This is a genomic window from Ruegeria sp. YTSA144 (genome assembly GCF_059610125.1).
In genome coordinates, this window is the sequence record NZ_JBXWNA010000001.1 from 950,621 (window position 1) to 966,639 (window position 16,019).

Sequence of the window (16,019 nt, forward strand, 5' to 3'; positions counted from 1 at the left end):
TACAATGTCTTGAGCACTTTCGGGATTCACGTTTTGCCCCCGATCCGGTATAGGATCAGCGATGCTGAAGGACCTCGATATCACACCAGATGACCCGGAAGAACTGCGGGCAGTGAACCGTCTGCTGGCGGACGAGGTCAAGTCGCAAGCCCTAGTGATCGAGAAGCTGAAGCACCAGCTGGCGGGCCAGAACCGTCATCGGTTTGGTGTCCGCTCCGAGAGCCTGGGTCAGCTCAATTTGACCTTCGAAGAAGATGAGGCGATTGCCGGGGCCGCATCTGATCAGACGCAACCTGAGACGCCATCCGCTGAAGACAAGCCTCAGCGCCAGCACAGCCGCAAGCCACTGCCTGATCATCTGGACCGGCATGAAGAAGTGCTTTCGCCTGGCGAGGACTGCACCCACTGCGGCGGCAAGCTGAAGACGCTCGGCGAAGATGTCACCGAGGAGCTTGAGTATGTGCCGGGATGCTTCGTCGTGAACCGTATCGTCCGGCCCCACAAAGCCTGCGCCTGCTGTGAGGCGATTGTTCAATCCCCTTTGCCGTCGCGCGCCATCGAGCGTGGGCGGCCTGGGCCCGGTCTTCTGGCACATGTTCTGGGCAGCAAATACGCTGATCACTTGCCGCTCTATCGCCAAAGCCAGATCTACGCCTGCGAGGGGATCGATTTGGACCGCTCGACGATGGCGGATTGGGTTGGAAGATCAACCGCACTTCTGGAGCCGCTTGCCCCCTCTCGGCAGATCACTGTGTGATCGCCTGCCGGGCAATGGATGAGATCGGGCGGATCGTCCGGCGCAGCGATGCGCTCTTTGCCGACGATACGCCGGTCAAAATGCAAGCGCCGGGTCATAAGAAGACCAAAACAGCGCGGATCTGGACATATGTGCGTGACGAGAGGCCGTGGGCAGGACAATCACCGCCATGTGCCTGGTATCAGTTCACGATTGATCGCAAGGGTGAACATCCCGTCAGTCACCTCGCAGGCTACAAGGGGTTCCGAGTGGAAGAGGTGTTCGAAGACTGCGTGACCGGCCATGCCGTCACCGGCCCTCTGGCTGGAACCTACGGTGAACCGGCCCTCGAGATGATCGTACGACTCGTCTCAACCCACTGAACCAATCCCACATTCCAAACCTGAAAGGAGGAGACCCATGTCTGCTCACATTCGCTATGCCTATCTGAAGGGTCACACGTGGCTTTATAGACGCAACTATCCCGTTGACGTGGCTCTCGCGCTGGGCGCTCAGGCGCTGAAGCAGAGCCTCAAGACCGGAGACCGTAACACCGCCCGCGTTCGTGCCGCTGAAGTCAATGCCCGGTTCGAAACGCTGGTGGAACAGTTTCGGGGCAAGGCAGAGGAAGCCCTGTCTGTCCCGGAGAGCACCGCTGACGTTCCTGATTGGTTCTCAGCCAACCGGAAACGTCTCTCGTCCGTCTCCGGGCCACTCTGGGGGACTCTGGATGCAATCTGGAGCAACCTGCCTTCACCCGACCCGTTGCGAAGGTAAAGGTGCCGGTTCGTGACCTGAGCCGCGCCTATCTCTCCCGGCGTAGTGATGAACTGCGACCCAGCGGGTTCAAATCGGTCCGATACTCCGTCGGGTTGTTCACGAGCCGATATGGTGACCAGTCAGTGTGCAGTCTGACGCGGGCAGAAGGACGAGACTTCCTGTCAGCGATAGCCCAACTGTCTCCGATGATTGGCAAGTCGGAAAGAACCCGAGGGCTGCCCCTGGAACAGTTAGTCGCGTACTCTTCTCGTGGGGGGACCGCGACGATAACAGCCAGAACCCAGCGTCGGATCTGGTCGCAGGTCAATCACTTCCTCGACTGGGTGGTCTACGAGGGGCATCTGGAGGTTAACCCCTTCCGAACTGTTCTCTTCGATCGCAAAGTCCGGCCTCAACCCTATGCCGTCCCGACTGACGATGAAGTCTCCAGACTTCTGAGCGCTCGTGACCCTGAGCTTCATACCGTGTTGTTGACCTGTCTACTGTCAGGAATGCGAGCGGGGGAAGCGGTCGGGCTGCTCCGGGAAGACCTCGTGGCCAAGGGCAATCTCGGGGCGTTCGTGCATGTTCGACCGAACCGACTGCGGCTGCTGAAGACGGACGCGGCGGAGAGACTTGTTCCGGTTCACCCGGTGCTGGATGAGACCTTCCGGCAGTTACCGTCGTCTGGCCCTATGTTCCCTGATCTGACCGTGGCGCATGTCACCAAGGGATTTGCACGACTGCGACGGCGGTTGGGTCTGGAGCGACCGGGTCTGGTGTTTCATTCGACCCGTAAGTGGTTCATCACCCAGTGCGAGAGAACGGGCGTTCCTGAGCACTTCACGGCCTCTCTGGTCGGGCACAAGTCGGCCCGGTCGGAGAACGGGATCACCTACGGCATCTACTCAGCGGGCATCAGTGACGAGCAGCGCCGGTCGATCGTTGACCAGATAAGACTTCCGGTATGACCTTCCCAGACATTGACGCCTTCGAGGAGCGTGCTGCTATTGCCGAATACGATGGTGGTTGTACCCGTAGGGCAGCGGAAAACCTCGCAGCGCGTGCTCAGGGGTTCCGTGATGCCGAAGCCTAATGGCAGTGGCTGGCTGACTATGTCGTCCAACGGCGACCACCCTCGTAAACCTATCCCTCGGCGGCCCTCAACGGGTTGCCGCGGGATCACTTTGATATTTTTTTCTTGCCGCTTCGAAATTACGCGGCGAGAATGAGATGGAAAATACCAATATTTTAGCTGTTTACGTATTTGAGTTAAGAGGTTTGTGATGAAGGTTAGTGGGATAGTCGACGATACCGGCGAGGCGGTCTTTCAGGAAATATCTGATGTTTCCGTCGAAAAGTTGCAGTCATTGGCATCATTGGGCTTATCGTCTGGAGAGCTGAAGGCAAAGATCGACAATTTGGCGGTCTCGGCTGATGCGAAGGCGCTTTTGTTTCAGGTCGCCACGAAGGTAATCCGAGTGGGAGAGACAGTCATCAAAATCGGCCAAAAGATTCTTGAGACGGTTCTCGAAATCATCAAAGCCTATCCGAATACAAGCTTCGGAGTTGTTTTTGGAGCGATTGCAGGAACTCTAGTTAGTTCAATTCCAGTGATTGGATGGGTGCTAGGCCCAATAGTAACTCCGATACTAGTTCTCTTTGGAATGTCCGCAGGCGCAGTCATGGATTTTTCGAACAAAGCAGTCGAGAGACGAGTAATGGCATCATTGGCCGAGTTTAACGCTCTAAAAGCCGGGATCAGCTAATGGAACACGGTTGGTTTGATGTTGTCGTTGATGTTGTTCACGACGATATGCGGTTCAAGGCAAAGCTGGGGATTGGCGAGAACGCCTATACGTCCATTCGCATGAAAAAAGCTCTATTTGAAGCTTGGGATGTCGCAGGAATTGCCGCGACGGGAGCTCAAGTCGCGAGTTCTGCTATGATCGCTCAGAAATTCTTTGCTGCCCCTAGTTTGCTTGCCGCCATTGGAATTGGCACTGCAACCGCGGCGACACCAGTCGGCTGGATCGCTGCGGCGAGCGTCATCTCGGGCGGCGCTTGGCTCGGAATAACCCGTTATCTGAAATCTGATAACAAAAAGACGACCGTAATTCCCACTTTCATCAACACGCCTCTGGACGTCTTGGGGCTAGGTATTTTCGACCTGTTGGCCCCGCTTGCCATGAAGGTTGCCCAAGTTGACGAAAAAGTCGATGAAACAGAAGAAGCAGCCATTAGGCGCTATTTCGTAGAAGAGTGGGGTTATTCGGAGCAATTTGCCGAGCGTGGTTTCGAGTTCGTGAAACTTCGACTAGATGAATATAACATCAAAGCGACGGCGCAAACACTTGGCGCGTTCACTAGAGACAACCCGGATTGCAGTTTCCAGCATATGTATTCAGACATTATGACTTTCCTGCAAGCTGTCGCGGAAGCGGACGGCGTCCTGGATGAGCGAGAAGAAATGGCCTTGGAGCGGATTTCAAAGGTATTTTCGGACGAAGGAAAGTTCTCCGTATCAAGAACCGTTGCACCAGTGGGCAACGCCATTGGTTCGGCAGCAGCGTCAGTCGGCGGTGTCATCGGCTCGGTACCGTCGCAGTTAGCAAGCTTAAACCCACTGAGGCGAATAGTCAGTGAGGATGAGCAAGCCGACACAGATAAAGAAAGCGAGCACTAGCAGTCCCAGAGGATTGAGCGTTAGAAGGCCCGAAAGTTTCAGAAGTTATGCACGGTCAGCCTCAATCTTTAGGCTGTTTCCATTCTGGTTGGAGATACTTAATTTAAAGACTGCAGTTGGCGCAGTTTGTGACATTTTCGCGGTGCCTTAGAGGCCTTCAATGTCAGCTACTCCAACTATATTTCTTTGCGGCTCTCTTCCGGGCTGAGGGTTGTTTGACAGACGAACGCCGATAACACGCCCTAGGCGATGAAGTTCCCGGATTTCGTCTATCCTCGAAAATTGAATCTCGGCACGATATGGGAACCGACCTTCGTAAGCGTGCTCCGTAAACTGTGTTTCAGTTCCATCTTCCTCAATCCGCGTTCTTCTAAGAACCACCTAGATCTCCTGTTAGTCGTTAGTCGTTAGTCGTTAGTTAGAGGTGGTTCGGTTCGTTTGAACAGTTTCGAGCCCAAAGAGCGTGATGCTGCACATGTCACGAATGTCGCGAACATCGCTGAAACCCACCGTTCATGTTCCTTCTTCAGTTTATAGATACCTATGTGAAGTTGACCCATAAGCACTAATATGAAGTGGCCCTCCAGCGATCAATCGAGGTCATTTTCCGATGAGTTTTCCGATGATTCCGCTCAAAGGGTTCAAAGGATTAAGGTATTTCTTTTCCGTCTTGACCGTAACGACAATGGCACCGTCTGGTTTTTTTTCCGTCGTGGTGGTTTCGATTTCTTCGATTTTTCCTTCCTTAGCAATGACAATGTACAGCGCCCCAAAAAGCGCCCCTAGCACCAGCAATTCAACTCCTGCAATCGTCTGACGTTTCGAACTGTCTTGAATAGCGGTTTCAATACCAGCACGGTATTCAGTCTCCCAAAGACCCAGTAAGATTGCTCTCAACAGTCCAACCGTATCGTCGGAAAAACCCTCGGCAGATTGCTTCATACTGGCTCGAAAGTTGATAAGCTCGTCTTCAGGGATTCCGAGCTCGGCAATAACTTTTTCCTCAGCATGAATCTCGTCAGCAACGTCCAAGAGATCAGGCAAAACTGATCTCGACACCTCCAAAACTTGCGCATCACTCAAATTTTCAATTTCGTTAGAATCACTCATCACTGGTTCCTTCGCTTCAAGTTATGGCTGGAACCAAACACTCTCATTGCCCTGCACGCAATGGCAGAAACTCCATCCCGTTCCGCGTCCCGTGTAACGTCAAACACTACATCCTGAACTGACTTTGTCTCTTCTTGTACAATGCGTCTCACGATTTCTGAGGTGAGTTCCATTCCAGCGATGCTCGGCATCTCCCACAAGGGGGCTACAAGGCAGTTTGTTCCAGACAAGAACAGGGAACGTTCCAAACCTAACCGTTCCCATCCGAGAGCTGTCAAAACGGATCCTCCTTCACAAGAAGAGGTAACCACGATTGAAGCCGAGGAGGACAAAGTTGTACTTCCCGAGAACTCAAAAGAATAGTTCTTTCTCGCCTTGTCCCCCATCATTGCTACGGCAGATGGCGGGAGACCTCCTTTCGAAGAGACGAGAAGATTAAAATACCCAGACTGAGCGTCCAAATAGCCATGAGCTGTTATTCGGCAGACGTCCGACGCCTGTAAACACTGTGCAAGATCTGAAGCAGACGCCTCTCGCCCAATCTTGTGCACATAGGCCTTCACATTCGGCTCGGAAGAAGAGGTCCGTTCCAGTGCCTCTCCAACCGAAATTTGTTTTGCGACGATGTCATCTCGGTCTCCTGCTCGCCACACAGAAAAATCTGCCAACCTCAATTCACGAGGAAAGCCCCGTGATCGCTCATCTAAGCTCAGAGCACTGGACAGGCTTGGCGCAATCGACACGCTGTTGTGTTCACCGAGCGCTAAGCTTAAGAAAGTCGGGGCTGCAGGGCCACATATGATGCGGAAGTTTTTGTACTCCCACAATGCACTCGGAATTGTCTTTCTAAAACTCTCCAACTCCCCCAGGACTTGAGCCATTCTGTCCAAGCAAAGCGTACTACTGGTGGTGGGAAGACGATTGATGTGAAAACTGATCATACTTCCCAACCGTTTGGTCCGACTAGCAGTAATCGAGAATTCTAGCAGGGTGGAAACTAGCCCTGTTCCGACTGTGTAGCTCACGTATGCCATCAATTTGCCTTCGCCGGGCGTCGCAAAGAACTGAAAAATGGCCGTTTCTGCATCAGAGAGTAATTTCTTGGTATTTTCGTCTGTCGCTGCAAACAGGGACGCGTTTTCTCCTAGTCGCGAATTTATTCGACGCGCTATGACCGGCGATGCTTGAAAATCTACCGCAGCCCTTGTCAAGCTTGGTGAGATTGCGTTGTTGGACCGTGCCCAACTCGCGATGTCCGCAACTATCGAAATATCAGTTTGGAAGTGACTAAAAAGAGAAAGTGGATCACCGTCTGGGTCTGTCTTCTCGACATGGTCGTCCAAAGACTGCAACGTATTCAATATTGCATCATTCAACTCTGCCGCTGAATGTTTGCGCGACACTAGAAGCCTTAACTTGTTCGCCTGAACTCTCCAACTATCGCCCCCAACTTGGCCGAACTCGTCTATGAAGGCTTCAGCCTCCTCTGGACGCGAGTCTGAGGACAGCAAATTTGAACCGAGAACAATTAATCCAGCTTTCGCTTCGGACAGACCTGCAGAAAAATCTCCTCTTCGAAGGCTCTCACTGATCAACAATAATACGTTGTCGATCTGATCCCTTGATACTTTTTTGCCCAACTTTTTTTGAATTTCTAGGCTTCGAGCCGTCGGATAGGCCGTGAACCCAACTGGAACTTTGTTGAGGTCCAAGGCAGCGTGTGCATCATAGATTTCAAGCGCTTGCTGCAGCTTTCCCTTTGAGTAATAGGCCTCAGCTATCATCAGCGATAGGCTGCGCTCATCAACTCCGCTAATGGAACGACCACGCAGAAGTTTTTCCGACGACAATAACCTCTTAGTGGCTTCTTCTTGACGTCCTTCAAGGATCAGACAAATGACGTAGCTCGTCTCAATGCCAATCGCTTCGTCACTGTTGGCCAAGGGAAGAATTTTCTCAAATATCTCCGCTGCTTCTGAAGTTCTACCCATACTCCTTAGGACAATTGCACTGTTTCTCATCAGCACCAATACATCACCGGGAGAGATTCCTTCGCCTTCCTTCCTAATCGCAGTTTCGTAATGTTCCAAAGCGTCTTGATAGCTGCCCGCATATCGATGACAATTTCCTATTTCGCAATGGAAATAGGATTCAAAGGGAAACCCCAAGGTTTGTTCTTTCGGATAGCTCCAGTCGTCAAAGCTTTTTGTGATTTCATCAGAAAACTCCATCCCTGTTTGGTACCAACCATACGAATTGAGAGCCTGAATAAGGGGGCATGCCAAAGCAAACCTGTCCCGGTCTTCGCCTTTAAGAACAATTTGAAACGCAGTGTGAAATACGATTTCGTGCCACTCTGACGAAGTTGAAACCAACATATTTCTGATCAGGAAACGCATGCCTTCAAGCACATCAAGGTCATCTTGCTGCATAATGTGATTGAATAAATCCAGCATCAGCGGTGCAACTTGATCCCGCTTGAGGTTGGTTAGTTGAATGGTAGGTTGCGTAATCGCCGCTTCCCTCGGATATATCCTCTGGACTACGCGGTTTGCCATCATCGCTTTCTCGACCTTAGAGGTTATGTCGCTCTCGTTGTCCGAACTGGACCTCCCGAAATCTGTGACCGCGCGCGCAAACGTGGACCTATCGATCATTCTTCGAACAACTTCCGGAGCGATCAATTGGCGCTCGTTAGAACCATTTGATTCCCTCATGAATTCAAAAAATGCCGTAAAGTCGCTGTATTCCTCCTGATCCGGAAAAGGATCGTGTGATGCCAAATAGCACAGAGCTGCGGCTGAAACGAAAATGTACTTAGTTGTGATCCAACCATCACCATCCTCAGTGACTTGGGAAACCAACTCTCGGTAAGCCTGCAACAGATGTTCAGATGTTTCGGGATAACGAAGGAAGCCGACTGGCAACGCATCAAGTACCCTAGAAACTCCCCAGTTTATGTCACCGGATTCTTGTACCCCATTTAAGAGTGAAGTCACGGAATACGCATAAGCCAGCCGCCCCAAAAGGCCGCGCAGGTAATCCAGCCTACGTGCGAACTCTTCTTTAGACAAACGCTCGTCGTTCTCGGGCGCGGGCTGAAAGACAGGCGCATTCTCAATGTCATCTGCTACGCTAGACTTAATTTCGACCGCACCTGAAGCAACGATGATCAGGGAAGCAAAAAACTCGTCGTCAATATCGTGATAGTGAGACAAGACCGCCTGAAAAACGTTGATACTGTCATCCTGCAAAGCCAAAAATATATCTTTGAATACTTCAAGTCGTGGAACCATTTCCCTCGTGATGAATTCTCGCCGAAATTGCCGCTTTTCTGCTGAACAGATCAGCTTTCTGCCGCCCGAGAGAAGGTTGGTATGTCTAATCTTTTCAATCAGTTCGCCTTCTGGTAACGGCGAAATCACATGGAGGGCGCTATCGGTACCTATCGCGGCTCCGTCAATAATTTCGTTATCGTAGCCACAAACTGGGCAGCTAGTAACGTTCTCTTTTTCGACGAACATCAAGGCAGTTCCGACCGGGTTTTCTGGGAAGGTCGCCATCTTGATTTGGGGACCGAAGTCAGAGAACTCAAATACGTGATCACACTCGCCGCTCGGATTTTCACACTTCCGATGCATAACAGAGTTCCTAATTCAAAATGAAACAAATTGAGACAAAGGTAGACTTCTACATGCTATCGGTAAAGGTGTTAAGCTAGTATCAGTTGGTACGATTTCGCAGCCTTTGAAACACTAAGAATTATATCCAAACTTTATTTGATGTACTGTCTGTCCAGTCCATCATCGAACAGACCAAGGATCAGTTTTGAACCTGCAGATAGGAAAACGATCAACGTCGCCTGTCAGGTGTTAGAAGCCGTTCAAGTTTATCTTGTCAAATTCGGCTCAGACGACGGACACGTGCGGCAGGTCGCCTGACTCTGGTCTGTCAAGTTTTCGCACATGGTCCGCCTCTCACACGTTCGACCTTCACGACAACGGAGCGCGCAAAGAGCTCTTCGAGAGGCAGCCCAGCCTCGCCTTTTGACGCTGATGTCGTAATGAAGTATGAGCGCGCTTCCGCAAGCTCTTCCTGCTTGGAGAAACGATCGAATTCAGAGAGCCTTTCATGCCATTCCTCTTCTTTGCCGGCCAACAGGTCCGAGATCTGGGCAAGGCTCAGGGTGTCAGTCGGGCTGTCACTGATCATGATGTGAATTCGGTTCTGAGCCTCTTTGTCGGGAATCTGCTTGGCCAACTTGGACAGGGTGGCAGCCCTGCGGCCTTCGGCCAAGGCGAGGTTCAGTTGCTCTTTGGAAGAATCGGCGCGCACGTCTTTCCAGGTGCGGCTGGCCAGCCCGATTATGTCCAAGGTCAGTTCTGCACTGGCACCGTCCAAGGCAGGATCGTCGGAGCGTTTCAGGCATTGCTCCAGGTGTTCCGCGATGCGGCCAAAATACGTGCCTTCATCTGAGTTTCCCAGCGCCGGGTCGTCGAAGTTGATTTGACGGGCGCCAAAGACAAAGGCCATTTGCAGAGGCCGTTTGCCATAAGTCGCTTTGTCGTTTTCACTGAATTTCACTTCGTTGTTGAAGAAGGGCAAAATCAAAGTATCCGGCCAGCTTTTTCCAGCGGGTGCACCATTGGGCACGAGAAGGTTGGTGATCCAAGTGCTGGGTTGAACATCCGAGGAGGGCGTATTTTCTTGCAGCTCGTGCAGGATGGGCAGGACAACCGCTGCCGGGCTGTTTCCCAGTGGTATTTCCTGCTCGATAAGCTGCGCCAGTTTCTCGTTTGACGTTGCGATCCTGGCCACCAGCTCAGTTAGCGCCTCAAGCTCGTCCTGATCGAGCAGGTCCACCTGCAACGGGTTCGGGAACTTGGTCGACGGAGTGAACGAGCCTGCCCTTGGCCATGTCAGGCGCATAGTATCCGCTATCGACAGTTTTTCGGCAATCACAAGCTTTTCCGCCAAAGACTGCCGTATGCGAACAAAGGCAGCAGCGAAACGCGGGCCATCGAATTCGGATGGGTCGGTCACGGCCAGCAACTCTTCCATCTCGTTGCGCGCCTCTGCAATCTCGGGATCTGTCTCGGGGGACCATACGGCTGTTGGTGCCCCGCTCAGACTTTCAGCAATTTTCTGAAGGCCCGAGAGTATCTCTTGGCGCACTTCTTTTTCGCCCAAAGCATCAAGCGCCTTGCCCGCGTGATGGACGCGCAGGGTATTGTGATTGGGATCTGTTGCCGTGCAATCCAGCAAGCCGTGATCATCATCCGTGTGTTCAGGGGGGATAACGCGGATTACCAGATCCCGAGGTACGACTTGCGCGCCGATTTCAGGGAATATCTGCAACACCCATCCCGTCCAATGTGCCGTGGATGGTGCCACTTCACGGACGAAGTAGTCGGCTTTCGTCGCAAAAACCAGACGGCCCCTTGCCAAAACACATGGAGGTGCCTCAGGTAAGCGGGCCACGAACACGCGGTGCTCCTCGCCACCCGAAACTGTATTGCCGATAAAACGATCCCATCCGAACAAAACCGCTGCTGGAAACGCCAAGATGGCGCAGTTGAATGCAAAAGTTTTTGCAGTTCGCCGGAAGTTCTCATTTCTCCACTGAAATACAGATTGGTCCTTGTTGCCCGCAGATTTCGCTCCGTATTCTATTGAAGGGAACTTCACAGCTTCGTCTAGCAAGCGTCTGCCCAGAATCATTTGACGCAATTTCGCCACCGATCTCTTGATCCATGAAACTAGCCGTTTCACGATTTTGAAGAGTAAGTTCGTTATCTGCGGATCAGACCTGCGTGGCATGATGATGTGTCGAATTTGACGCGCCGTATGCGTACGCAGTGCTTCCATCTTTTTCTTGCGCGCTGAAAAGCCCAACCAGATCGAAAAGGCCCAACTTGCGACAAAGCTTGCAACCAGGATTGTAATTGAATTGTCATGCAGCAATTCTGCGTTGTTGCGCGCTAGAATTCCTTTCACAAGTATCGTGAAAACTGCCGCCACAATGAAAGGGTGTGGCCTAAGAAGAGGCCTGCGTTCGATCGCTTGCGAAACGAGGCGTGACTGCTGTTCAGCGGCATCTCGATTTGGGGCGCTGCACAAGTCGTTTTGCAGGTTTTTGAGGTTGCCGTCGCTTTGCTTGAGAAAATCACCAAGCTTCTCGCAAAAGGATGCGCCCTTTTTGCACAGGTCTGCAATTCTTTCTGGCTCTAAACCGCTGGCTAGGCTTGCACTCTCTTCGGTCTTCATCCGCTTTTTGTGTCCGGAAAAGGTCTGGCTCAGCGCAGCTAAGAAACACTCAAGATTCTGTAAACGTTTTTGGGCGCATTCGGCCTTTTTTTGTTCCTCTGCCAGAACCTTTACGTCCATTTCGGCTTTCTGGCTGATCCGGTCGTAGTTCTGCCGCAGGAGATTCACGTAAGTCGGACCATCCATTTCTTCCGCAACTCGCTTTGCCGTCAGGAGGTCCACCAGTGATTGCAGTTCTTCCTCCAATGACTTGCAATTCAGGCGAAAGAACAGATCGGCGTCGTTGCGCGCTGCATTTTCGGGTGCTCTTTTCAAATCCCTAATCTTTTCAAGCAATTCATCCGGCTTTTGCAGTGGGATTTTGGATTTGTTCTCAACGAGAAACCGTGCACCATCGCTCGGAAATATGCCTAGGATGATCTCTTTGGACAGCACGTTCAGTGAATTCAACAAGTCCTGGATTTCGCCAATAACTCTCTCATAAACGGCCTCCCAGCGTTGTTCCTGCACCTGCAAGCGTGTCTCGGCCTCGTCCAGTTGTCCTTGAGCCTCGGCTCGATCAATCCCAGCCTCGCTGATCGCTGTTTCAAGATCGTTGATGATCTGCCGGCAATTGCTCAAATCGGCCTGAGCCCTTTCCAGCAATTCGGTAAGCTCACCGCGCTCGGCTTCCGGCGCAGATTCCAGCTTCTCCCTGTTTTCGTTAACGATTTCTTCGAATTGTCGCTCGTCTCGTCTCAGTCGTGCGAGTTTGTCAGAGCTGGCTTGCATGTGCCGTCGCACGGTTTCTATCTTCGCGCGATGCTCATCAACCTCATCGGTGGCGCTCTTACGCGCTTCATACTCACGGTCGAAAGCTTCGATATCCGGCAATAGACCTTCGAGGATCTTCTTGACGGCTATTGCCTGCTGCTCAGAACTGCCTGCGTCTGACTTGGTATCCTGAGACTTTATTTCTTCTTCCAGCGTACCAATATATTTTTCAAAATCACCATGTAGCATAATGAATTCCCCCTTTTCGTGCATCTACTCCGTCTTGTTAAGTTCTTTCAGAAACGCTTCGGCGCGCTTGAGGCCCGCCAAATAAAGCTCTGTCTTCTCGGGACCCGACATGACAAAGTTGAGCCAATTGGCCTTGCCAGGATCAATCGGCGCGATTCCTACGGGGTACTTGCGCATCGCGAAGTCCGCGTCGATCTTGGGGTCTTGCCGAGTCTCAAACTGTGCCCGAAGCGCAGCGTTTTGAATCCAGATTTCGCGGTCACGCTGCAACCGAACTGCTGTTGCGCAGGCGATAGCATCACCGACCAGATCGGACAGCCTCCTGCGCTGCGAGACGTTTTGTTTCTCTCCACTGCTGACCAATGGCACGACGACGGTCGGAACGTCCGGCATCAATTTGCGAAACGAGTCACTGGGAAGGTTTGAAGTTAAACCGCCATCGAGAAAAACGAACTTTTCGAGTTCCTTGAACCTCTGGATCTGATCCTCGGAAAACAAGCCTCGGAGCGTGTCTTCGGCGAACGCGGGCCAGGTCTTTCGATCAGGTCGCATAACCACGGGGTCGAAAAACGCAGGGATTGACATCGACGTTCGTACAAGCCGCGCAGGAGAAATTTTGCTGTACTCATCACTTAGCAGGCTCAGGTCCTTCGGAAAGTGCATCTTCAGACCGACCGGCATCGCCGTGGCAATCAATTGAAGCAGTTCGATCCCGGGATGTTCCAGCCCTGTGGTCGTGGGTTTCAAAACAGCTTTTTTTTCGCCTTGACCTTTCAATTCGAGTTCTTCGTTGCGCAAATCCTCGAGGTCGTTCCAAATCTGGCCGAGGGCCAAGTACATGTCCTCTATGGACTTGAAGCCGAGATCGTCCAAAACGGACTGCATCCAGTACTCAAACGCTCGCCCCGGGTTCAAACCTCGGCTGTCACGCAGTCTGCGAACGGCGGCGAACAAACCGAACCAGCTGCGAAATTGGTAGATCTTAGGTTGCTTGAGCGCTTGTTTGATAAATTTTCGGATTGGTCGCGGACCGTCGATGAAATGATCCATTGGGACTGTTTCGGAAAGGGCCGCCAGCCGTTCTGCGGTTGCACGGGTCAGGTCGCCTCCGCGTATCGCTGCAATGCCCATGGCGATGATCGAGCCGGCCGAGGTTCCGGCCAATCCGACAAAGCGTATCCCCGCCGCTTCTAACCCGGCGACAAATCCGGCATGCGCCAAACCTAGCGCACCTCCACCCTGCAAGATCAGATTGCAAAGTCGAAAAGATCCTTCGACATTCGGTTGACGTTCGGAAAAAACGGAACCAATTCTGTGGCCATCATTTTCGGACTCGTTCTTACTTGCTCGCAGCCAGAAAAACCGATCGATTCCGGGTAATTTATCATGGCGGGACTCCTCTGGTCCAGCCGGAGCCTGCAACTCAAACTCGGATTTAATGTCGATGAGAAGTCTACGGACTTCGGGTTCCCTAAGAAGATGCATGTTAACTCACAAAAAAATCTGTACAATTGCGCTTCTGTTCGAGTGATGTTGTTTTTCCTTTGCCTAGAAGGATTGGCAAAAACAAACTGCCTAGCGAACCTGCATGATCACCTCTTTTCACCGGTGATCAAACCCGAAGACGAAACATTCCGGCCGTCTCAGATCTTTTACGCATTCCAAATCTCGCGTAAAAATCTGTTCATGTACGGCTCTGCTTTACAATCTCTGCCCAAGTGAGTCGTATGACCGCAGTCATCCACCATCAATCAAGCTAAACGAGACCACAAAAGCGACCGAAGCAGGCATAAATCGCACTATCAGGATAGTATTCCCACGAGTTCCCAAAGCGCCAACAGCAGCTGTAATCGAAATCAGCAACAGGACCGCACTTTGAGTGAAAACTTGATACGGGACCGGTACCCAGAAGCTCAAACACAGCCCCACAGCTATCGATGCGTTATAAGACGAAAAACTACGACCCAAAAATGCTGTACCCTTAATCTCTTCTTCAGAAAAATTGGTGAGCTTCTTGCAGATATATGGCCAACGAAACCACTGTAAGTAAGCAAAGAAAAAATGCCCACCAATGACGGCGGCCATTGCCATCCAATAGAAGTAATTCATATCATCCTCTTGGGTTTGGTGGGTTTCTTCGAATCACTGTCTGTCGAAAGAAAACTTGCCCCAAATCGCATCATTGCACGAACGAACTGAGTTCTATTCGAACAATTTGACTTGAGAAGAATGGATTTGGTTTGTGCGTTTACTGTTGCTACAGAACGACCACGTCGGTCTGCTATTTCGGGGTTGGTCAAACCTTGACCTATTGCGTCGACTAGTGAGGTTTCTGCTGATGTCAGACCAAATGCCTGCTGAACCAGCCGCGTATTGCACGAAACAGGAAGCCCTGTATCGGTACTACAGAGTATAAAACCGTCAAATACCCTGGTTCCGATTTCACCAGATTTACGGAGCGGTGAAAGCTCGATGCAAAGGGGCTCCAGCAAGTGGCTCACTATGCTTTCCTTGCGTGGTCGCGCGCCGAACTTGCCGTGTTGATGAAGATCGGACATTAGGCTTTCTAAAATCTTTTGCCCCAGACGATCCGTGATGGTCAATTTTCCGTCCGGACTAATTCGGAATGTACGATAAGTCTCCTGTTGTCGCTGGAATTCTTGATTTCGCGCCACAATCATACCTCTACGATCCAGAACACAAACGCCGATGTTCAAGCAGTCGATGGCAGAAAGTACACCTTGGTAACGTTCCTGCAATTGTCTCATCGGAAGGCTGAGGTCGAGAGCTTTCGCGATGTGGGGCAGGAGTTGGGATAAGTATTTTCTCTCTACTTCGTCCAGCGGTTTCCTGTTGGCGGCTAATTGCACTGAAAACAGGGATATCCATGGATTGTCCTTATTCAATATTCCGGCCGCGCGGTGGAATATTCCAAGACGCATTAGTTTTTGAACGTGTTCTTGGCTTTTTAGTTCTTTAACAGACGGCGCAAGAAGAGTGTCATCAAGGATTTCAATTTCGTCGTGACTTCGGGTTTTTTCCCGTAAAATTTCCTGATCCTTGGCTTCAAGGTGTTGGCACTTTACAAGATAGGTATTCAGTGCGGCATTTGTATAAAAGCCAGAATGAAACGGCGCGGTCAGAGACATATTCCCATCGCCTTGAGACCATTCAAATATTATGCTTCCCTGTGCTCCGATCCGTTCCACCAGCTGGTCCAAGACACCGGTCCATGCCAATGGGTCGGCAATTGCATCATAAATTTCAAGCGTAAGATCTCGAATTTCTTGGGTCACAATAAGTTTCCCTTTTTTCAAATATATCGGACCATCTTAACTTCTAAAGCGAATATCAGCATAGCCCATTTGGGTGATGCCTTTTGCTGGATCGGACATAGAATCAGTTCGTAAAAAAGTATCTAACCCTGCAAAATTACACCAAGTGTGCTAGAGTGTACAC

Annotated in this window: 11 protein-coding genes and 1 pseudogene; 6 read left to right on the forward strand and 6 right to left on the reverse strand. The window is 51.3% G+C overall.

Features of this window, described 5'->3' with window-relative positions:
* Positions 1-61: 61 nt before the first annotated feature.
* From tnpC to AC2FF8_RS04875, 6 genes and pseudogenes are all read left to right on the forward strand, one after another.
* Positions 62-1,002, forward strand: a pseudogene (tnpC, locus tag AC2FF8_RS04850) (IS66 family transposase); the annotation flags it as partial.
* A 154-nt stretch (positions 1,003-1,156) separates the two neighbouring features.
* A complete protein-coding gene (locus tag AC2FF8_RS04855; RefSeq protein ID WP_496879052.1) occupies positions 1,157-1,513 on the forward strand; it encodes a DUF6538 domain-containing protein in 357 nt (118 codons plus the stop codon).
* 536 nt (positions 1,514-2,049) lie between these two features.
* Complete coding sequence (locus tag AC2FF8_RS04860; RefSeq protein ID WP_496879053.1) at positions 2,050-2,466, forward strand: site-specific integrase; 417 nt, start codon at positions 2,050-2,052, stop codon at positions 2,464-2,466.
* Complete coding sequence (locus tag AC2FF8_RS04865; protein WP_496879054.1) at positions 2,463-2,591, forward strand: hypothetical protein; 129 nt, start codon at positions 2,463-2,465, stop codon at positions 2,589-2,591. The genes AC2FF8_RS04860 and AC2FF8_RS04865 overlap by 4 nt, the downstream gene beginning before the upstream one ends.
* A 190-nt stretch (positions 2,592-2,781) precedes the next feature.
* Positions 2,782-3,264 carry a hypothetical protein gene (locus tag AC2FF8_RS04870; RefSeq protein ID WP_496879055.1) on the forward strand — a complete coding sequence of 161 codons (483 nt, stop codon included), beginning with the start codon at positions 2,782-2,784 and terminating at the stop codon, positions 3,262-3,264.
* Positions 3,264-4,181 (forward strand): TerB family tellurite resistance protein, encoded by a 918-nt coding sequence (locus AC2FF8_RS04875; RefSeq protein ID WP_496879056.1) that lies wholly within the window; start codon positions 3,264-3,266, stop codon positions 4,179-4,181. The genes AC2FF8_RS04870 and AC2FF8_RS04875 overlap by 1 nt, the downstream gene beginning before the upstream one ends.
* Before the next feature lie 600 nt (positions 4,182-4,781).
* On the opposite strand, the gene AC2FF8_RS04880 is transcribed toward AC2FF8_RS04875, so the two are convergent.
* The 6 genes from AC2FF8_RS04880 to AC2FF8_RS04905 all read right to left on the reverse strand — a co-directional run bounded on the left by AC2FF8_RS04880 (position 4,782) and on the right by AC2FF8_RS04905 (position 15,856).
* Positions 4,782-5,291 carry a hypothetical protein gene (locus tag AC2FF8_RS04880; RefSeq protein ID WP_496879057.1) on the reverse strand — a complete coding sequence of 170 codons (510 nt, stop codon included), beginning with the start codon at positions 5,289-5,291 and terminating at the stop codon, positions 4,782-4,784.
* The gene (locus AC2FF8_RS04885; protein ID WP_496879058.1) at positions 5,291-8,815 is read right to left on the reverse strand and encodes a CHAT domain-containing protein; all 3,525 of its coding nucleotides are present in this window, start codon (positions 8,813-8,815) and stop codon (positions 5,291-5,293) included. The genes AC2FF8_RS04880 and AC2FF8_RS04885 overlap by 1 nt, the downstream gene beginning before the upstream one ends.
* 427 nt (positions 8,816-9,242) lie before the next feature.
* Positions 9,243-12,584: a hypothetical protein gene (locus AC2FF8_RS04890; RefSeq protein ID WP_496879059.1), complete on the reverse strand. Its 3,342-nt coding sequence runs from the start codon at positions 12,582-12,584 to the stop codon at positions 9,243-9,245.
* Positions 12,585-14,045, reverse strand: coding sequence for a patatin-like phospholipase family protein (locus AC2FF8_RS04895; protein WP_496879060.1), 1,461 nt, complete (start codon positions 14,043-14,045; stop codon positions 12,585-12,587).
* A gap of 252 nt (positions 14,046-14,297) precedes the next feature.
* The gene (locus AC2FF8_RS04900) at positions 14,298-14,669 is read right to left on the reverse strand and encodes a DUF1304 family protein (protein WP_480683810.1); all 372 of its coding nucleotides are present in this window, start codon (positions 14,667-14,669) and stop codon (positions 14,298-14,300) included.
* Positions 14,666-15,856, reverse strand: coding sequence for a helix-turn-helix transcriptional regulator (locus AC2FF8_RS04905; protein ID WP_480683809.1), 1,191 nt, complete (start codon positions 15,854-15,856; stop codon positions 14,666-14,668). The genes AC2FF8_RS04900 and AC2FF8_RS04905 overlap by 4 nt, the downstream gene beginning before the upstream one ends.
* Positions 15,857-16,019 lie beyond the last annotated feature (163 nt).

Coding starts and splice junctions, on each gene's coding strand:
- AC2FF8_RS04895 (WP_496879060.1), bottom strand. CDS start 14,045: ATGCATCTTCTTAGGGAACCCGAAGTCCGTAGACTTCTCATCGACATT.
- AC2FF8_RS04875 (WP_496879056.1), top strand. CDS start 3,264: ATGGAACACGGTTGGTTTGATGTTGTCGTTGATGTTGTTCACGACGAT.
- AC2FF8_RS04865 (WP_496879054.1), top strand. CDS start 2,463: ATGACCTTCCCAGACATTGACGCCTTCGAGGAGCGTGCTGCTATTGCC.
- AC2FF8_RS04885 (WP_496879058.1), bottom strand. CDS start 8,815: ATGTTCGTCGAAAAAGAGAACGTTACTAGCTGCCCAGTTTGTGGCTAC.
- AC2FF8_RS04890 (WP_496879059.1), bottom strand. CDS start 12,584: ATGCACGAAAAGGGGGAATTCATTATGCTACATGGTGATTTTGAAAAA.
- AC2FF8_RS04855 (WP_496879052.1), top strand. CDS start 1,157: ATGTCTGCTCACATTCGCTATGCCTATCTGAAGGGTCACACGTGGCTT.
- AC2FF8_RS04900 (WP_480683810.1), bottom strand. CDS start 14,669: ATGAATTACTTCTATTGGATGGCAATGGCCGCCGTCATTGGTGGGCAT.
- AC2FF8_RS04880 (WP_496879057.1), bottom strand. CDS start 5,291: ATGAGTGATTCTAACGAAATTGAAAATTTGAGTGATGCGCAAGTTTTG.
- AC2FF8_RS04870 (WP_496879055.1), top strand. CDS start 2,782: ATGAAGGTTAGTGGGATAGTCGACGATACCGGCGAGGCGGTCTTTCAG.